The sequence below is a fragment of the Dolichospermum flos-aquae CCAP 1403/13F genome, assembly GCF_012516395.1.
GTDB classification, from domain to species: Bacteria; Cyanobacteriota; Cyanobacteriia; order Cyanobacteriales; family Nostocaceae; genus Dolichospermum; species Dolichospermum lemmermannii.
This window is the reverse complement of sequence record NZ_CP051206.1, coordinates 499,214-514,713: the sequence shown is the minus strand read 5'-3', so window position 1 is coordinate 514,713 and position 15,500 is coordinate 499,214. Positions and strand designations below refer to the sequence as shown.

Sequence of the window (15,500 nt, the reverse complement as noted above, 5' to 3'; positions counted from 1 at the left end):
CACAATATGAACTTTATCTCTGAATTTAAACATTTTAGCTCTTTAAAAAAATTATTCCCTTCCTTGAGGATCAGACAAAAAATTGTCTTGGGGTATACTCTTTCCCTGGGAATAGCAGTTTTAGGTACATCTGGAGGGTTATTAGTAGGTAATAGCTATTTTCAAAGAGCTAGAAATAAGACAATCTTAATCAATAAAGAAGATATTTTACTCAATAATTTACAAAGAGGAATTTTAGGATCTTTCATCCATCAACAAAAGATTATAGCAACATTAGATCAACCAGACAAGTTACCCAAAGAAATCGCTGAATTAAACACAGAAATAGATAAATTAGAAATTCAATTTACTAAATTTCAAAACTTTACTCAAATCCAGAAAAATGGTAATTTGTCCGATTGGAGTCAAAAATATCAACGAAATATCAACAGCTACATCCAATTACTCAAAGAATTAGTCGAAAAAGTTTCTCAACTGGATGCACAATCAAATAAAAATTCAGAAATAAAGCAGTTAATTTTAAAATTATATCAAATTAAAAATGTAGAGAAATTTTCTGACTTCGCTTACAGTTTAGAAACCCTAAGAGAAACCATTAAACAAACTCAAGAACAAGCAAATTTAGCTTACAATCACGCATTAAAAGTACAAGATGTGATTATTATTGTGAGTATGGCAACTTCCATATTAATAGCTAATATTCTCGCTTTATCCACCAGTAAAATTATTACTCAACCGATTTTAGAAGTTACTAATATTGCTCGAAAAGTTACCAATGAAGAAAATTTTGATTTACAAATATCTATAAATATTCAAGATGAAATAGGTGATTTAGCCAACTCTTTAAATCTCCTAATTCAACAAGTAAAACATCTTTTAGAAATACAACAAGCTGAATCCCAATCTAAACTAATTCAAAGTGAAAAAATGTCCAGCTTAGGGCAAATGTTAGCTGGTATTGCCCATGAAATTAATAATCCTGTAAACTTTATCTCTGGCAATTTAATTCACGCACACAAATATGTTGATGATTTATTCAGACTTCTGAAAACATATCAATCAGAAATTCCCCAAGCACCACCACAAGTGCAAGCTGTAGCGGAAGAAATTGATTTAGAATTTTTAGCAGAAGACATACCTAAACTTTTTCAGTCTATGACAATTGGCGCAGAACGAACTAAAGAAATTGTTCGGAGTTTAAAAGATTTTGTGCGTGTAGATGAAAATAAATCACAATTATTAGATATTCCTTTTTGTCTAGATAGTACATTATTAATTTTGAATAATCGCCTTAAAAATAAAATTAGCGTTATCAAAAACTATGGAGAAATTCCCCAAATAACCGGTTATACAGGATTATTGTATCAAGTTTTCATGAATCTTTTAAGTAATGCTATTGATGCTATAGAAGAAAAATCTGCTCAAAATTCTGAATTTTCACCAGCAATAAACATAACTACTGAACGGCAAGAAAATGACTGGGTATTAATTAAAATTATAGATAATGGTTCAGGTATTCCTCCAGAAAATCAGCAGAAAATATTTGAAAACTTTTTCACCACTAAACCCAGAGGTGTTGGGACTGGTTTAGGTTTAGCAATTACCCATGAAATTGTCGTTAAAAAACATCAGGGGAAAATTACTTTTCATTCTGACTGGAATCAAGGTACAGAATTTACCATATTTCTCCCAATTTCTCATTCATCAAGATCATGATCTTGATTTTATTCGGTGACTCCTGATTGCTCAATTCTGCTGTATTATTAATAATTAGGAGATATTAAAAACAACAGGAAAAAATTAATGGGACTGTTTGATCAAATTCTGGGTGCGGTTAGCAATTCCAATCAACCAGGTGGTTTGGATAACTTGATAAATATTGCTACCACAGTGAAACAATTAGGTAATGGCATTGGTGCAGACTCTTCCACCATGCAATCAGTTTTATCAGTAGTTGGTAAACAAGTACAATCATCTTTACAGGCAAAACAAACCAGCGACGGAAGTGAATCTGTACAAGATTTAGTCAATCAATTTGCCGGTACTTCCGCCGATTCCCAAGCTGTAGATACCTTATTTTCTCCAGATATTCAAGCAGAAGTAGCGAAAAATGCTGCCCAGGGTACTAGCTTAGATGTGAATACAATTCAACAATTATTACCAAGTTTAGTGCCTTTAGTCTTGAGTTTCTTACAATCTGGTGGTAATCCATTACTAAATCAATTTCTAGATGCTGACGGTGATGGTGATGTGGATATTGCTGACGCGATTAAATTAGCTAGTCGGTTTTTAAGAATTTAACACTGGCTGGAATTTTTGTCGCTGAGAATCCACTGATACCAAATTAAGATCAAGCTGCATAGAATCAGATTTCAAGAATAATTGACCGCAGATAAACGCAGATAAACGCAGATAAGGACGGATGAATTCATGGATTTCATGATTCTGTGCAGCCCTACATATAATTGGGATGACAAATGATAGTTTTAGTAATTGTGAACAATTAACAATTGAGTTTATGACCGCAGCCGACGATAAAACAATAGTCCGCGAATACTTCAACTCCACAGGTTTTGATCGGTGGCAACGCATCTATGGTGATGGTGAAGTCAACAAAGTCCAGCTAGATATTCGCACTGGACATCAGCAAACTGTGGATAATGTCATCGGCTGGTTAAAAGCTGACAACAATTTACCATCATTATCAATTTGTGATGCTGGTTGTGGTGTGGGTAGTCTGAGTATTCCTCTGGCTATAGATGGTGCTAAGGTCTATGCCAGCGACATTTCCGCTAAAATGGTATCAGAAGCCCAGGATAGGGCTGTCATGGCTTTGTTCAATACCGTAAATCCCTCTTTTGCGGTACAGGATTTGGAATCTTTGAGTGGCAATTATCATACCGTCATCTGTCTAGATGTTCTGATTCATTATCCTCAAAACAAAGCTGATGAAATGATTTCTCATCTATGTTCTTTAGCTTCAGACCGAATCATTCTCAGTTTTGCCCCGAAAACCTTCTTCCTGACTATCCTCAAAAAAATCGGTACTTTCTTTCCTGGTCCGAGTAAAACCACTCGCGCTTATTTACATCGTGAAGCTGATGTAGTCAAAATTCTGCGAAAAAATGGCTTTTCAGTCCAAAGACAAGCTATGACGCGGACAAGCTTCTACTTTTCCAGTTTATTAGAAGCAACTCGTCCATCTGCTTAGGTGGCAAATTACAATTGATACTTCATATTCCCGATTTCTTAGAGAAGTCGGGAATTTTGTTATATTTCAATTTAAATGTATTATAATTAGAGCTTGCAAGGAAAAAATTTTTCCAAGTCTTGCAAAAAGGAATATATTAATCTATCTTAAGGAATATATTAATGACTTATTGAACTTAATACAATATGTTTTTAATAAATTAGAGAATAACTAAACGTGAATAACTGCCTTCAATCTCTACTTATGGGATCAAGCCACGCTAAACTATCAGCAGGATGTAGTAATTTTATCCATACCATTCTGAAAAAATAGAGGAGCCGTGGGGATTTTCCTCAAGGCAATGTGGGATACCACCTTTATCAACTCAGTTAGTAATGTTCTACTGGACATTCACAATATCTCAGATGCCAGGGAATGTCTCGGTTAAAAGTATCAGTAGTTGAGTAAATGGAGAAAAAAGAATGATGAGTAAAGAAGATTTTCTCTATCCCCGTGGTCGCTATTATGGTCATGTAAAACCAGAAAACTTGGTATTCAATGCGAACTTACAGGAATTTGCCCAGAAAGTCAGTTATATCTGCAATTTAGAAACAGGTGGCAAGATCTCACCAGATGAGGCTTATTATCAAATTAAGTTACTTTGGAAGCAATTAAAGCACTCAAAGAAAGAACTGAAAATCGGTGAACAACCTTTTCAAAGTAACGGTTCTGAAGAAGGAACTGACTACTGACAACTGTACGGGCGAAGCATTTGGAGAACTATTTTTGGCAATGACCGATAATTTATCTTCCAAATGCTTCGCCCCTACTGACAACTGACCACTGACTACTTCGTGATGATTGTCCAAACACCATCCCAGGACTTTGGTGGTGGTATTTGCTGGTACTTATAGGCGCGTTCTAAATGGATATGAACAGCCTGATTTGTCGGTTCGATGACTTGAGCTAATTTGAAGCAGGCGATCGCTTGGGTAAAATCCCTTAATATATAAGCATTGCGGCCAGCCTGGTAATGGTGCAAAAATTCCTGGCTGTATGCAATTGAATGAGGTGGAAAATTTAGAGAAAAAGCCAGCCCTCTTATTCTCGCTTCTGACTCCTGACTCCTGACTCCTGACTCCTGTGACTATTTAAGATTATTTTTTGATAATAATCTTCAAGTTGTTGTGTAGCCGATGTCCATCCCCATTTTTCTGCTTCTGCACGGGCATTTGTGCGGATAATAGTGATTTCCTCCCGTTGTTTCAACAGACGGATTGTAGCATTAATCGCTTCTTGAATATCGGCTTGCGGATCAAAAAGATATCCATTAACTCCATCTGTAACAATATCAGGGATGCCTCCAGAACGGGCTGCTACCACAGGACACCCTGCGGCCATGGCTTCTAGCAGAACTAATCCCAGTGTTTCTGTGCGGGAAGGAAAAATAAAGGCATCAGCACTGGCAAAAGCCGAACCTAATTCTTTACCCATCAGATAACCGACAAAATAAGTATTTGTCCCGGCAAAGTGTTTTTCCAAAGTTTGTCGGTGGGGTCCATCGCCGACTAATGCTAATCTGGCATCAGGAATGGCTTCTAGAATGGGTTTAATACGTTCGATTTCCTTCTCAGCAGAAAGACGACCAACGTACAGTAACAAGGGGCTATCTGGATGATTTTGGGATAAGCGCGATCGCATTTCCGCACTGACTAAATCAGGATGAAATAATTCTGTATCTACCCCCCGTTGCCATAAATCACATCTTTCAATTCCATGGGCTGAAAGTTCCTTTACCATTGCCGTAGAGGTACACAAATTTAACTCAGCCTGATTATGACCAGCTTTAAGCAACTCCCATAGTAACCCTTCTAACATCCCTAAACCGTAATGTTGCAGGTATTGGGGCAAGTGGGTATGATAAGAAGCCACCAAAGGAATTTTCAGAACTTTACTATAGAAAATCCCTGATAATCCGAGAACTGCGGGATTAACAACATGAATAATATCTGGTTTAAACTCTTCCAAAGCATGACCAATTGCCGGGCGAGGCAGTGCCATTTTCAACTCTGGATAGAGAGGTAAGGGAAAGCCACTAACTCCGTAAACTTTCGCACCTTTATGTTCAGTGATACCACCTTCAGGGGCAAATACCAAAACTTGATTGCCATGACGTTGTAAATGGTCAACAGTATGGCGCAAGCGGGTCACGATGCCATCAACTTTAGGTAAGAAGGTTTCTGTAAATAGAGCAATTCTCATAAAAAGAAGGAGGTAGGAGTCAGGAGTCAGGAGTCAGGAGTCAGGAGTCAGGAGTCAGAAGTCAGGAGGTAGGGGCGCAGTTAGGAGTCAGGAGTGGAAAATTAATCTACTGTTGCCTCTTACGCTCTTTCTATCACCTGTCACCTGTCACCTGTCACCTGTCACCTGTCACCTGTCACCTGTCACCTATTTTCTATGCCAAGAGACTTTGGGAAGAATTTGTTGGTGATCAACTCGGTGCTGATACTTGACAGCAAAGTTTAATAGCGAATCAAGTAGAGAATCCGAGAGAAGATGCGGTTGTAAACCCAAATCCAAGAGTTTGGTGTTTTTGGCGTTGAAATAGTGTTCTTCCTTCTCCACTCTGGGGTTGTCTATGTGGTTAATATCCACATTTAGTCCCAAAGCGTTGCCGGCTTTTTTCACCATCATCGCCAAGTCACCGACGCTAAATAGTTCGGTAAATTGGTTAAACACACGGAATTCTCCTGGTTCGGCAGGATTAGCGATCGCTAACTCAATACATCGCACCGTATCCCGAATATCCAAGAAGCCACGAGTTTGTCCACCTTTACCGTAGACGGTGAGGGGATGTCCTACAGTTGCTTGAATACAGAAGCGATTCAGTGCTGTACCAAATACGCCATCATAATCCAGGCGGTTAATTAACAGTTCGTCCATCCCCGTTTCGTCGGTTAAGACACCGTAAACTATCCCTTGATTTAAGTCTGTAGCCCTTAAACCCCAAACCCGACAAGCAAAGTGGATATTATGGCTATCATGGACTTTGCTCAAGTGATACATAGAACCAGGCTGCTTAGGATAGGGCAAAGTATCCTTGCGTCCGTTGTGTTCAATCGTGATGTATCCTTCTTCAATGTCAATGTTGGGAGTTCCATACTCACCCATTGTTCCCAATTTCACCAAATGGCAATCTGGAAAATCCTCCCGCATGATATACAGCAAGTTCAACGTGCCAACCACATTATTGACTTGGGTAAGAACAGCGTGTTCACGGTCAATCATGGAAAATGGCGCTGAACGCTGTTCACCAAAATGCACGATCGCAGTTGGTTGAAATTCGTGTAAGGCTTTGTGCAGAAACTCGTAATTAGTAATATCGCCGATAAACAGATCAATAGACTTGCTAGTCAAATCCTGCCACCGCTGGAGACGTTGCTGAATTGGTGCGATTGGGGTAAGAGTTTCTACACCCAATTCATTATCCCAATGTCGCCGCACCAAACTATCTAAAATTCCAACTTCATAACCTCGATTAGAAAGGTAAAGCGCGGTTGCCCAACCGCAATACCCATCACCACCAATTACCAGGACTTTCATCTTTACCAGTTTTTACTCGCTGATAGCTAAATCTACCAGGTTTTGTGTCCCTTCTTCATCATTAAATTCTGATCAAGACAGGAATCAATTACAGCAGGAGTCACCGAGTCAGGCTTAACAAACCTGCCCGGAACTTAAGTTCCGGTCTAAAAGCTAAAGTGCGTTAAAACGCACTCTGGTTAACTCAAAATCAAAAATTATCCTATTTATAAGAGCATCCGGTAAGCGTAAAACGAGCGCGGCTTGGCTCCCTGAGAGTGTCAATATGCTCCAACAGTCGGTTTTAACCGACTTTAGCTTTTAGACAGGGAATTTATTCCCTGGCTGGAAGGGACATCAATTTACGTTAAGTTGACTATTGACTAATTTTATACTCCTGGGCAATGTAGTAAAACAGCCGATAATAATTTTGAAAGTCTTTGCTGCCGCTTTGTCCTTGCCAGTGATACTCCAAGTTCTCTTGGCTAATAGTCAATTTAATCACAGTCACCTTTTCCCCCGCTTCTACAGCTAATACCCCAGAAAACCCCTGATGAGTCCGAAAATTAGGGACTGGCTGGGGATTTTCAGTTGCGAATTTCAATAAAGGCTTACTTGCATAGGCGCGAATTTCTACGTTTTTTTTGTTTGGTGAAACTAAAGCAATACCATCACTGTTGTCTGGGTTTCCTAATTGCTGCCAAGTATTCGGATAAGGAAACTCAAAACCATAACGATTATTTCTATATATATTCCATCTTGTCTCTTGAAGCTGGGAGTTATTAGCATTACACCCCCAGGAGATCATCCCTATCCCCACACCCGAAATAATAGCGCACAGCGCCTTGTTTATTTGTACCGCACCCCAAGGCTGTTTTATCATTCAGTTTTAACTAATATATTGGTGAATCGTCTCTTAATCGCTTTGATGTTTCCTGAAGCCGCGCAAAACTTTCTTGGCGCGATCGCATTGCCTATTGTGGGGACAATCTGACCTGCTTTGTGTGGAGATGGTAGAAAATTGTGTGCTGAAGGAAATGCGGCTACCCAGAGTTCAATTCCTGCTCGCAATTGTTGAGGATTGATGGCGTAGCGTAAAAATTTATCCAGTGGGTTAGGATCACACAGAGATGCGTCTTCCTGTGAAAAATGTAAATATTGTCCTGATTGGTACGCGCCTTTAGCACCGCCACCTGCTAATACTAATCCGAGTTTGATTTTGGCTTCTTTCATGTAATAATTTAAATTATTAATCTATTAATTTTATGACGCAAATTGTAACATATTCCAAGAATAAGATCCCCGACTTCTCAGAGAAGTCGGGGATCTGAAACATTGCTGTGAATGCTTAAATCCTAATTCAGACAAAACACATTAGGTAATAATCATGAATAGAGAATATCTAATCAACTTCCTGAAAAAAAACTTAACCACGATTAAAAGTTATGGTGTGATATCCTTAGCTTTATTTGGTTCTTATGCAAGAGATGAAGCAAAAAATACTAGCGATCTTGATTTATTGGTAGAATTTCAAGGAAAAGTTACCTTTGATCAATATATGGACTTAAAATTCTTCTTAGAAGATAATTTATCTTTATCTGTTGATTTAGTAACTAAAAAAATGTTGAAACCTCAAATTATTAGTTCTGTAGAAAAAGACGCTATTTATGTCGCGTAGTTTAAAACTTTATTGTGATGATATTTTAATTAGTTGTGATAAAGTTCTCCGTTATACTCAAGGATTAGATGATAATAGGTTTTTTGCTGATGAATTAAGATTTGATGCGGTAATTAGAAATTTATCAGTGACTGGGGAAGCAGTTAAACAAATTCCTCCAGAAATAAGAAATAAATATCCACATATTGAATGGCGCAAAATTGCTGGATTGAGAGATATTTTAGTTCATGCTTATTTTTCCTTAGAAGATGAGATTATTTGGGACATTATTCAAACTAAAATTAGTCCTTTGAAATCAGCCATTTTAATTATTATTTCTCAAGAATTTTAAGTTAATGGAAAATGGCGATCGCACTGCTTTTATATTAAGCATTTGTGTCTGGGAAATAATCGGAGTCTATGATTTGCTCTGAGGTGAAGGGACATTCTAGGGGAAAGGTGGTTAAGGGTAGTTTTGTTTCCCTTGCGGCGTTTTTTCGTGCTTTCTGATAGCACTCGGATATATTTTCTTTGAGGAATGGGTTTAAGCTAGGACTGTTTTCTAAGACTAATTCGAGTTCATTTCTTTGGGTTATTATAGTTGAAGTCCAACTTTTTGTTTTCTTTTTTGGTTGATATTTATATTTTAATAGGTGCATGATCAAAACAATTAATCGGCTTTTAATTTCCCGTTTGTCATTGCTCCCCATTGATTGAACCTCCTCGATTAGGTTTTCTATATCTAGGTCTTGAATTTGTCCATTTTTGAGTTGGTTAACAGTTTGTTCTATCCAAAGATTAAAGTCGGTTTCATACAGTGTCGTGTTCATAGGTTATTCTCCTAATCATTTGAGAGGGGATATTATTTGTCTAGAAATGTTGGGTTTCCTTTTGTCAACCCAACCTACGAAGGGCGATTAGACTAATGTTATCAAATTTAATCTATCGCTTGCAGTTTCATTCACAATGCGCTCAACAAATTCTCTTTTGCTGGTAGTCGGATAAATCATCACATTGGGGTAGTTACGGCATAGTTCAAAGGCGGTTTGGGCTAGATTTTGGGGCTGTTGTTGTTTGGGTAGTTGGGCTAATTCTAGGGTTTTACCAAGGGTAAATAAATAGAGAGTTTTCCCTAGTCTTTGTTCGGAAATAGATTCTACTTCCAACAAATAACCCGCGAGTTCTTGGTTTTCTTGGGATGTTTCGCTATATGACAGGTTGAGGAGGTTGGTTAATGGAAAATGATGATCGGGAATTGTGTTGTCGGTTGGAAGTATTCTATCGCTTATACTCTGACGCAGTTGGCTGTCTTTACCTTTGGTGATTAATCGTTCGTAATCACCGAGAGCATAATCTACTATTTCACGGGTGACGAAAGCAACTTGAATTGCCCAATGAAAGCCTTGATATGTCCGTTTTGACTGCCATGCGGCGATCGCATCTTCAATTCTATGCTGAACTTCTGTTCTATAAACTCGTTGTTCTAATTTCAGAATCCGATGTTCGTGATCTTCAACTTTGTATTGCAATTGATTGACAATATCTGTAAGTAAATTAATTTCCTGTCGGTGGTTGCGGATTGCTTGACGAGTTTCTATTAATTTTTCATTAATGTCGCTAATTGCGTTATTACTAACATTCAAATTATTAGAAATATCTAACACCAAATCATGGAAAGATTGCATTGCTACATTGACATTTTTATCTGTAGCAAGTTGATGTTTTCGATCTGTTCCTGTAAGGTTATCAAAAACCTGTGCAAATAATCCTTGCTTTTGGCGAAAACTAATTAGATCGTCATTGACTTGGATTGAACTGACCAAATCTACGAGTATTTTATCAGTAATAATAGGAATTTTAGATTCCTTTTCTTGAAGATCGTTAAAGTTAATAAGTGACATTTTTTAGTTTTTATTTAATGTTGTTTGAAATATTCTTGTAGATATTTTAAGTCTTTCTCTAGATTAGCAGTTTTACCTAAAAATTCACTATACTGACTTACAAAGATTCTATAGCTATTCTGGATTTTTTTCTTTGTCTGAATTGTGAATTGCAAACTTATTTCATATTCTTTTAGAAGATTATCTCTCTGTTGAATAAAAGCATCAATATCTTCATTTAATCGCTTTTCTATATCACAAATTATATTCTGTCCAATTTTTTTAAAATTGCTGATCGTATCTTCACACCACGGTCTTAGGTCATTTGGGACAAATGCGGTTGTATTATAACATCCCCAACGATATTCCGTCCTAGATAGTAAAATAAAGCGTTGATTATCGGGGGTATTTGCAGTAGAAAAACTTTCTCCATACATATTATGTCCGTCACTGAAATTTCTTACGAAGTATTCCGATCTTGGTGTTACTTTTTCATAAGATATAATAAAATTTCTATATGTGTCTGATTTTATATCACAACGGACTATCTTGTGTAATCTTTTTTGTGCATTGCCAAGGACTAACTCGTGTTGCGTTGAGTAATCGCTATTTATTTGGTCAATAATCTGCTTTAATCTATTCAGTAAAATATCTGTTAATCTGTTGCAATAATATTCAGTAGTTTTGCAATATCTATCTCGGAAAATCGAGATTTCCATGAACATTTCACTATTGGAATAGTTGGAACTTAAAATCAAGTCCCAAAATGATATCTTTGAACGATCTAAATCTCTTGCATTTTCTAACAAAATATTTGCATGATGGTCAATTTCTCCCGACAATCCAAGACTTTCTGTATCGAGAATAATATTTAGTTCTTTTTTAGCTTTGGATTTGATATTTTCTACTTCGGAAATGTTCGTAATATGTGAATTTATTGCTGTAATTTCTATTTCTAATTGATTAATCTCAATCTCTAGACGTTGAATATCTCGCTCAAGTATTCCCTTCTGCTTGCTGAGACAAGATAGAAAAGAAGTAAATATCCGACTAATATCATTTAACGCATCCTTAATGCTAGGTACTAGAGGAGCGATCGCCTTCTCCATAAAATCAGCAAATCCAGACTTTTGCCAATACTTATTAGCGGCTTTATCCATTTCTGATAAGGAAATATTCTCTTTTCGATCTTCCCAAGAATCGCTATAATACTTTTGTCCAAGAGCCTCAAAACTCTTCCTTTTCCGTAATTCTGTTGGCTGATAGATTTCCTTCTCACGCTGAAAATTAGTAGCTAAAAATCCTTTAATAGCCGACATTTCAAAAACTCGATTTTGAGGATCATCAATTTCATATTTAGTTTTAACCAAATTTAAAATTTGTTGAGTAGTTAAATCTTCAGGATTATTAGGATCACGATCATCAATTTTATTAACAATGATATAAGTGCGATCGCGTCCCTTAATAGCAGCGATTTCATCCACCAACTTCTTAACTTTTGCTGGATCTGTTTGTCCAATTTTCGTATAATCCACCACCACCAAAACCAGAGAACTGGCTATGAGTCTATCCTTGACAACATTCACTAAATTTAAAGACTTATCCTCACTAAGTCCAGGGGTATCCACCAGCGCCAAAGTCCCTAAACCCGAATCTTTTAGAGATGATAATTGTCGCGGAAAAGGAACTTCAATCCGAGGTATTTCAGACAAAGAAGATAAAAAATCTGTAGCTACACCAAAAATACCGCACAACCGCAGAAGATCATTTATTCTGATTAATTCAGCTTGAATACTATTTGATTCTTCCACCTCAGATTGAGAAGAAACAGAACTACTGTTCAAAATTTCCCCAGGGCAAGCGCATCTTATTTTTAGAATGCTTACTGGACAAAGGTTTTGACGATTGTTAATTTTTGTAACTAAAGGTTGAAACCCTTGCTGGGCATGGATTACAGAATTTAGGTGCGTTTGCCCTGAAAATTTCCCTAATTACATTCTCGCGGGGAAAATCATTTTTAGTAGCCTGTTCAACAGCTTCTTTTAACCCAATTCGTTGCAATTTCTGATGTAATTGTCCCCAAACCTCTCGCAAAAGCGTCATCAAAGCTTTGTCCCCTATATGTTTTTCAATAGCTTTAATCTCAGCCTCCAACCGATTCCCACCCTGATTTTTATCATGATCTCTCAATATTCCACAACCTTCCGACATCACATTACCGACATGGGTAATCACATCAATAGCAGACTGGTGTAGTGCATCCGAATCAGGCTGTAAAAGGTTGTTAGACATAAATTAAAGATGTTAGAAAGCATCACCGTCAACAATAATCTTAAAACCGCACAGAACAAAGCGTAACAACGGCAAATAATATTTTCACCACATTATCACAAAGAGTAAATACCGCACAAAAATCCTGAAAATCCCAAAATCCTGGACATCCTGATTCAGACAAGATCCTAGTTATATTAAGAAATGTAACAAAATTGCAGTTAAAACGCTTTACCATCTTGACAACTGAGAAAAGAGCCGATAAGGTGGTATACATACCCGGGTAAGACCACTAGAAAGTTGTATGCAAACTAAGCAAAAGGTTACGTTATATTTATCACCGGAACTGCACAGAAGACTTAAAATTCGTTCTGCTGTTGACTCAGAACCCATGTCAGACCTCGCAGAACGGGCGCTCAGTTTCTACCTGACCAACTCAGAATTAGTAGAAGAAATAGAAGCGTCTGCTCATGGGCGAACTCACCGGATTTATTCCTGTCCCACCTGTGAAACTTCACTCGTACTGCGTGATGGTGAACTCGTGAACTTGGGCAACCAACCAGGAATCATCGGACAAGACCATCTATCCATTGATGGTAGAGAAAAAGAAGAAACCCATCCCAAGGGTGAGGAAGAATTAGTTCCTTGTTAGATAGGAATTAATGATGATTAATAGTCTGGCTTAACGCCATGCGATCGCTGGTCGGTACTGTCTCTATAAGGTCTCAAGTAGGTCGATAGTATGAAAGAAGAGCTCAATATTTTAATTCAAGCTCAATACCCTTTAATCTACCTTGTGACCTCCGAGGAAGAGCGGGCAGAGCAGTCAATTTTTAAAGTTTCCCAAGATTTAAAACCCCCAAGACGAGTATATGTGTGGACAGTAACTCACGGTATCGTCGAGTACGGTCAACCTCGGAATACCACTCAACACAATACTGTTTCTCCCGAAGCAGCGATTGATTGGATTATTCGGCAAAAAGAACCCAGTATATTTATTCTTAAAGATTTACATCCCTTTATTGATGCGCCGGCAACAACCAGATCGCTCCGGGACGCGATCGCTAGTTTCAAAGGAACGCAAAAGAACATTATCTTAATGTCCCCTGTGCAACAAGTTCCGATTGAATTAGAAAAAGAAGTTGTTGTTTTAGATTTTCAATTGCCTGACATGGCTGAGTTAAATAAAGTTTTAACCGCCCATCAAGAGCAAAATCGTGGACGACGGCTGACAACCGAGGCGCGAGAAAAGCTACTCAGAGCCGCTTTAGGTCTAACTAAAGATGAAGCTGAGAAAGTCTACCGCAAAGCACAGGTAACAACTGGGCAATTGACGGAAAATGAAGTTGATATCGTTTTATCCGAGAAAAAACAACTCATCCGCCGCAACGGTATCTTGGAGTACATCGAAGAAGATGAAACCATTGATGCTGTGGGTGGCTTGGAAGAATTAAAAACCTGGCTCACCCAACGCTCCAACGCCTTTACCGAAAGAGCGAGAGAGTACGGGTTGCCCCAACCAAAAGGAATGTTAATTCTCGGTGTTCCCGGTTGTGGTAAGTCACTTATTGCTAAAACTACCTCCCGTTTATGGGGTTTACCAATTCTGAGATTAGATATGGGGCGGGTCTACGACGGCTCAATGGTGGGTCGAAGTGAAGCCAACCTGCGGAACGCCCTGAAAACAGCAGAATCAATTTCCCCCACGATTCTGTTTATTGACGAATTGGATAAATCCTTTGCGGGTAGCGGTGGTTCTGGCGATTCTGATGGGGGGACATCAAACAGAATTTTCGGCTCTTTCCTCACCTGGATGCAGGAAAAGAAATCTCCAGTTTTCGTAATGGCGACGGCTAACCGTGTCGAACGCTTACCTGGAGAGTTTTTGAGGAAAGGTCGCTTTGATGAAATATTCTTTGTGGATCTGCCCACACCGGAAGAACGTCAGGATATCTTCGGTATTCACCTGACTAAACGCCGGGAAGAAATTGCTAGATTTGATCTAGAACAACTAGCAAAAATGTCCGACGGCTTTTCCGGGGCAGAAATTGAACAAGCGATCGTGGCGGCTATGTATGAAGCCTTCGCCCAAGATCGGGAGTTCACCCAATTAGATATTATTGCTGCATTAAAGTCTACTTTGCCGCTGTCACGAACGATGCAAGAACAGGTCACAGCTTTAAGAGACTGGGCCAGACAGCGTGCTAGACCCGCAGCCTCCTCTGTTGCTGAATATCAGCGCATGGAGTTTTAAAAGCTTTCCTCTGCTGTTTGTCAGGGGGAAAGGTTAGTCACAAGGCTAACAGATAGAAAAAAGCCGTTCCCAATTAATGCGGCTTCGCTGAAAAAGAACCGTTGTCGTTTTTCTCATCAATCTTCTTATTGGAGGAAACCCAAATGTCTCACTTTAGCACTCTGCGTACCAAGATCACTGATGCCGAAATTCTCAAGTCTTCTTTGCGCGACTTAGGTATCAGCGTCAAGACTGAAGCTGATGTTCGTGGCTATAATGGTCAGCGTCTCCGTTCCGACATCGTTGCTGTATTGGAAGGCGAGTACGACTTAGGTTGGTCTCGTAACAGTGACGGTTCTTTTGACCTCATTGCTGACTTATGGGGTGTTGCTAAGAAGCACAACCAGACCGAGTTGATCAACTCTATCAATCAAAAATATGCCGTTAACAAGACTTTGGCTGAAGTAAAACAGCGCGGTCTGCAAAATGCTAACGTTAAGTTAGTATTGCAGTAACAATTTCTGTAACGCGTTCCCAAAGTGAAACGGGTTAACCTTCTAATAAGCGGTTAGCCCGCTTTTTTTTGTCTTTATTTGTCTGATAGCGTAGCGTGGCGCAAGCCATATCAGGATTTACAGGATTTAAGGATGTACAGGATTTTGTGATTTGAGTACACATTTTAAACCC

General features: G+C 38.5%; 18 protein-coding genes and 1 pseudogene. 9 read left to right on the top strand and 10 right to left on the bottom strand.

From position 1 onward, the window contains the following. Window positions 1-6 precede the first annotated feature (6 nt). From HGD76_RS02750 to HGD76_RS25090, 4 genes are all read left to right on the top strand, one after another. Window positions 7-1,716, top strand: a complete 1,710-nt coding sequence (locus HGD76_RS02750; protein WP_168694888.1) for a sensor histidine kinase — start codon at window positions 7-9, stop codon at window positions 1,714-1,716. 87 nt (window positions 1,717-1,803) lie between these two features. Further along, window positions 1,804-2,301, top strand: a complete 498-nt coding sequence (locus HGD76_RS02745; protein WP_168694887.1) for a DUF937 domain-containing protein — start codon at window positions 1,804-1,806, stop codon at window positions 2,299-2,301. 217 nt (window positions 2,302-2,518) lie between these two features. Next, complete coding sequence (bchM, locus tag HGD76_RS02740; RefSeq protein WP_168694886.1) at window positions 2,519-3,211, top strand: magnesium protoporphyrin IX methyltransferase; 693 nt, start codon at window positions 2,519-2,521, stop codon at window positions 3,209-3,211. 464 nt (window positions 3,212-3,675) lie between these two features. After that, the gene (locus HGD76_RS25090; RefSeq protein ID WP_041458604.1) at window positions 3,676-3,942 is read left to right on the top strand and encodes a DUF7219 family protein; all 267 of its coding nucleotides are present in this window, start codon (window positions 3,676-3,678) and stop codon (window positions 3,940-3,942) included. On the opposite strand, the gene HGD76_RS02730 is transcribed toward HGD76_RS25090, so the two are convergent. The 6 genes and pseudogenes from HGD76_RS02730 to HGD76_RS02705 form a co-directional block, all read right to left on the bottom strand. Next, window positions 3,871-4,026, bottom strand: coding sequence for a hypothetical protein (locus tag HGD76_RS02730; RefSeq protein ID WP_233467019.1), 156 nt, complete (start codon window positions 4,024-4,026; stop codon window positions 3,871-3,873). The two genes, HGD76_RS25090 and HGD76_RS02730, sit on opposite strands and share 72 nt — an antisense overlap. 11 nt (window positions 4,027-4,037) lie before the next feature. Continuing rightward, window positions 4,038-4,250: pseudogene (locus HGD76_RS02725) on the bottom strand (hypothetical protein); the annotation flags it as partial. Window positions 4,251-4,291: 41 nt separating this feature from the next. Continuing rightward, window positions 4,292-5,452 (bottom strand): glycosyltransferase family 4 protein, encoded by a 1,161-nt coding sequence (locus tag HGD76_RS02720; protein ID WP_148762413.1) that lies wholly within the window; start codon window positions 5,450-5,452, stop codon window positions 4,292-4,294. A gap of 186 nt (window positions 5,453-5,638) precedes the next feature. Beyond that, entirely contained in the window at window positions 5,639-6,793 is a 1,155-nt protein-coding gene (locus HGD76_RS02715; RefSeq protein WP_168694884.1) for an NAD-dependent epimerase/dehydratase family protein, read from the bottom strand. Between the two features lie 355 nt (window positions 6,794-7,148). Then, complete coding sequence (locus tag HGD76_RS02710) at window positions 7,149-7,655, bottom strand: hypothetical protein (protein WP_148762417.1); 507 nt, start codon at window positions 7,653-7,655, stop codon at window positions 7,149-7,151. After that, window positions 7,652-8,005: a hypothetical protein gene (locus tag HGD76_RS02705; RefSeq protein ID WP_168694883.1), complete on the bottom strand. Its 354-nt coding sequence runs from the start codon at window positions 8,003-8,005 to the stop codon at window positions 7,652-7,654. Before HGD76_RS02705 ends, HGD76_RS02710 begins: the two co-directional genes overlap by 4 nt. Window positions 8,006-8,159: 154 nt before the next feature. On the opposite strand from HGD76_RS02705, the gene HGD76_RS02700 reads away from it, so the two are divergent. Next, window positions 8,160-8,450 carry a nucleotidyltransferase family protein gene (locus tag HGD76_RS02700; RefSeq protein ID WP_148762421.1) on the top strand — a complete coding sequence of 97 codons (291 nt, stop codon included), beginning with the start codon at window positions 8,160-8,162 and terminating at the stop codon, window positions 8,448-8,450. Next, window positions 8,440-8,781: a HepT-like ribonuclease domain-containing protein gene (locus HGD76_RS02695; RefSeq protein ID WP_168694882.1), complete on the top strand. Its 342-nt coding sequence runs from the start codon at window positions 8,440-8,442 to the stop codon at window positions 8,779-8,781. Before HGD76_RS02700 ends, HGD76_RS02695 begins: the two co-directional genes overlap by 11 nt. Before the next feature lie 34 nt (window positions 8,782-8,815). Here HGD76_RS02695 and HGD76_RS02690 read toward each other — a convergent pair whose 3' ends face one another. The 4 genes from HGD76_RS02690 to HGD76_RS02675 form a co-directional block, all read right to left on the bottom strand. Next, window positions 8,816-9,259 (bottom strand): DUF29 domain-containing protein, encoded by a 444-nt coding sequence (locus HGD76_RS02690; protein WP_168694881.1) that lies wholly within the window; start codon window positions 9,257-9,259, stop codon window positions 8,816-8,818. An 87-nt stretch (window positions 9,260-9,346) separates the two neighbouring features. Continuing rightward, window positions 9,347-10,330 (bottom strand): diguanylate cyclase regulator RdcB family protein, encoded by a 984-nt coding sequence (locus tag HGD76_RS02685; RefSeq protein ID WP_168694880.1) that lies wholly within the window; start codon window positions 10,328-10,330, stop codon window positions 9,347-9,349. A gap of 14 nt (window positions 10,331-10,344) precedes the next feature. Next, the gene (locus HGD76_RS02680; RefSeq protein WP_168694879.1) at window positions 10,345-12,153 is read right to left on the bottom strand and encodes a P-loop NTPase family protein; all 1,809 of its coding nucleotides are present in this window, start codon (window positions 12,151-12,153) and stop codon (window positions 10,345-10,347) included. Between the two features lie 64 nt (window positions 12,154-12,217). After that, a complete protein-coding gene (locus HGD76_RS02675) occupies window positions 12,218-12,601 on the bottom strand; it encodes a hypothetical protein (RefSeq protein WP_168694878.1) in 384 nt (127 codons plus the stop codon). Between the two features lie 283 nt (window positions 12,602-12,884). Between HGD76_RS02675 and HGD76_RS02670 the strand changes: the two genes are divergently transcribed. The 3 genes from HGD76_RS02670 (at window position 12,885) to HGD76_RS02660 (ending at window position 15,328) form a co-directional block, all read left to right on the top strand. Then, a complete protein-coding gene (locus HGD76_RS02670; RefSeq protein ID WP_015081377.1) occupies window positions 12,885-13,232 on the top strand; it encodes a slr0373 family blue light stress response protein in 348 nt (115 codons plus the stop codon). Between the two features lie 90 nt (window positions 13,233-13,322). Beyond that, window positions 13,323-14,834: a stress-responsive protein Ycf46 gene (gene ycf46 / locus HGD76_RS02665; protein ID WP_168694877.1), complete on the top strand. Its 1,512-nt coding sequence runs from the start codon at window positions 13,323-13,325 to the stop codon at window positions 14,832-14,834. Window positions 14,835-14,977: 143 nt separating this feature from the next. Continuing rightward, entirely contained in the window at window positions 14,978-15,328 is a 351-nt protein-coding gene (locus tag HGD76_RS02660) for a DUF1257 domain-containing protein (RefSeq protein WP_015081375.1), read from the top strand. The last annotated feature ends 172 nt before the right edge of the window (window positions 15,329-15,500 follow it).

Coding starts and splice junctions, on each gene's coding strand:
- HGD76_RS02750 (WP_168694888.1), top strand. CDS start 7: ATGAACTTTATCTCTGAATTTAAACATTTTAGCTCTTTAAAAAAATTA.
- bchM (WP_168694886.1), top strand. CDS start 2,519: ATGACCGCAGCCGACGATAAAACAATAGTCCGCGAATACTTCAACTCC.
- HGD76_RS25090 (WP_041458604.1), top strand. CDS start 3,676: ATGAGTAAAGAAGATTTTCTCTATCCCCGTGGTCGCTATTATGGTCAT.
- HGD76_RS02715 (WP_168694884.1), bottom strand. CDS start 6,793: ATGAAAGTCCTGGTAATTGGTGGTGATGGGTATTGCGGTTGGGCAACC.
- HGD76_RS02705 (WP_168694883.1), bottom strand. CDS start 8,005: ATGAAAGAAGCCAAAATCAAACTCGGATTAGTATTAGCAGGTGGCGGT.
- ycf46 (WP_168694877.1), top strand. CDS start 13,323: ATGAAAGAAGAGCTCAATATTTTAATTCAAGCTCAATACCCTTTAATC.
- HGD76_RS02700 (WP_148762421.1), top strand. CDS start 8,160: ATGAATAGAGAATATCTAATCAACTTCCTGAAAAAAAACTTAACCACG.
- HGD76_RS02685 (WP_168694880.1), bottom strand. CDS start 10,330: ATGTCACTTATTAACTTTAACGATCTTCAAGAAAAGGAATCTAAAATT.
- HGD76_RS02670 (WP_015081377.1), top strand. CDS start 12,885: ATGCAAACTAAGCAAAAGGTTACGTTATATTTATCACCGGAACTGCAC.
- HGD76_RS02710 (WP_148762417.1), bottom strand. CDS start 7,655: ATGATAAAACAGCCTTGGGGTGCGGTACAAATAAACAAGGCGCTGTGC.
- HGD76_RS02745 (WP_168694887.1), top strand. CDS start 1,804: ATGGGACTGTTTGATCAAATTCTGGGTGCGGTTAGCAATTCCAATCAA.
- HGD76_RS02675 (WP_168694878.1), bottom strand. CDS start 12,601: ATGTCTAACAACCTTTTACAGCCTGATTCGGATGCACTACACCAGTCT.
- HGD76_RS02695 (WP_168694882.1), top strand. CDS start 8,440: ATGTCGCGTAGTTTAAAACTTTATTGTGATGATATTTTAATTAGTTGT.
- HGD76_RS02690 (WP_168694881.1), bottom strand. CDS start 9,259: ATGAACACGACACTGTATGAAACCGACTTTAATCTTTGGATAGAACAA.
- HGD76_RS02720 (WP_148762413.1), bottom strand. CDS start 5,452: ATGAGAATTGCTCTATTTACAGAAACCTTCTTACCTAAAGTTGATGGC.
- HGD76_RS02660 (WP_015081375.1), top strand. CDS start 14,978: ATGTCTCACTTTAGCACTCTGCGTACCAAGATCACTGATGCCGAAATT.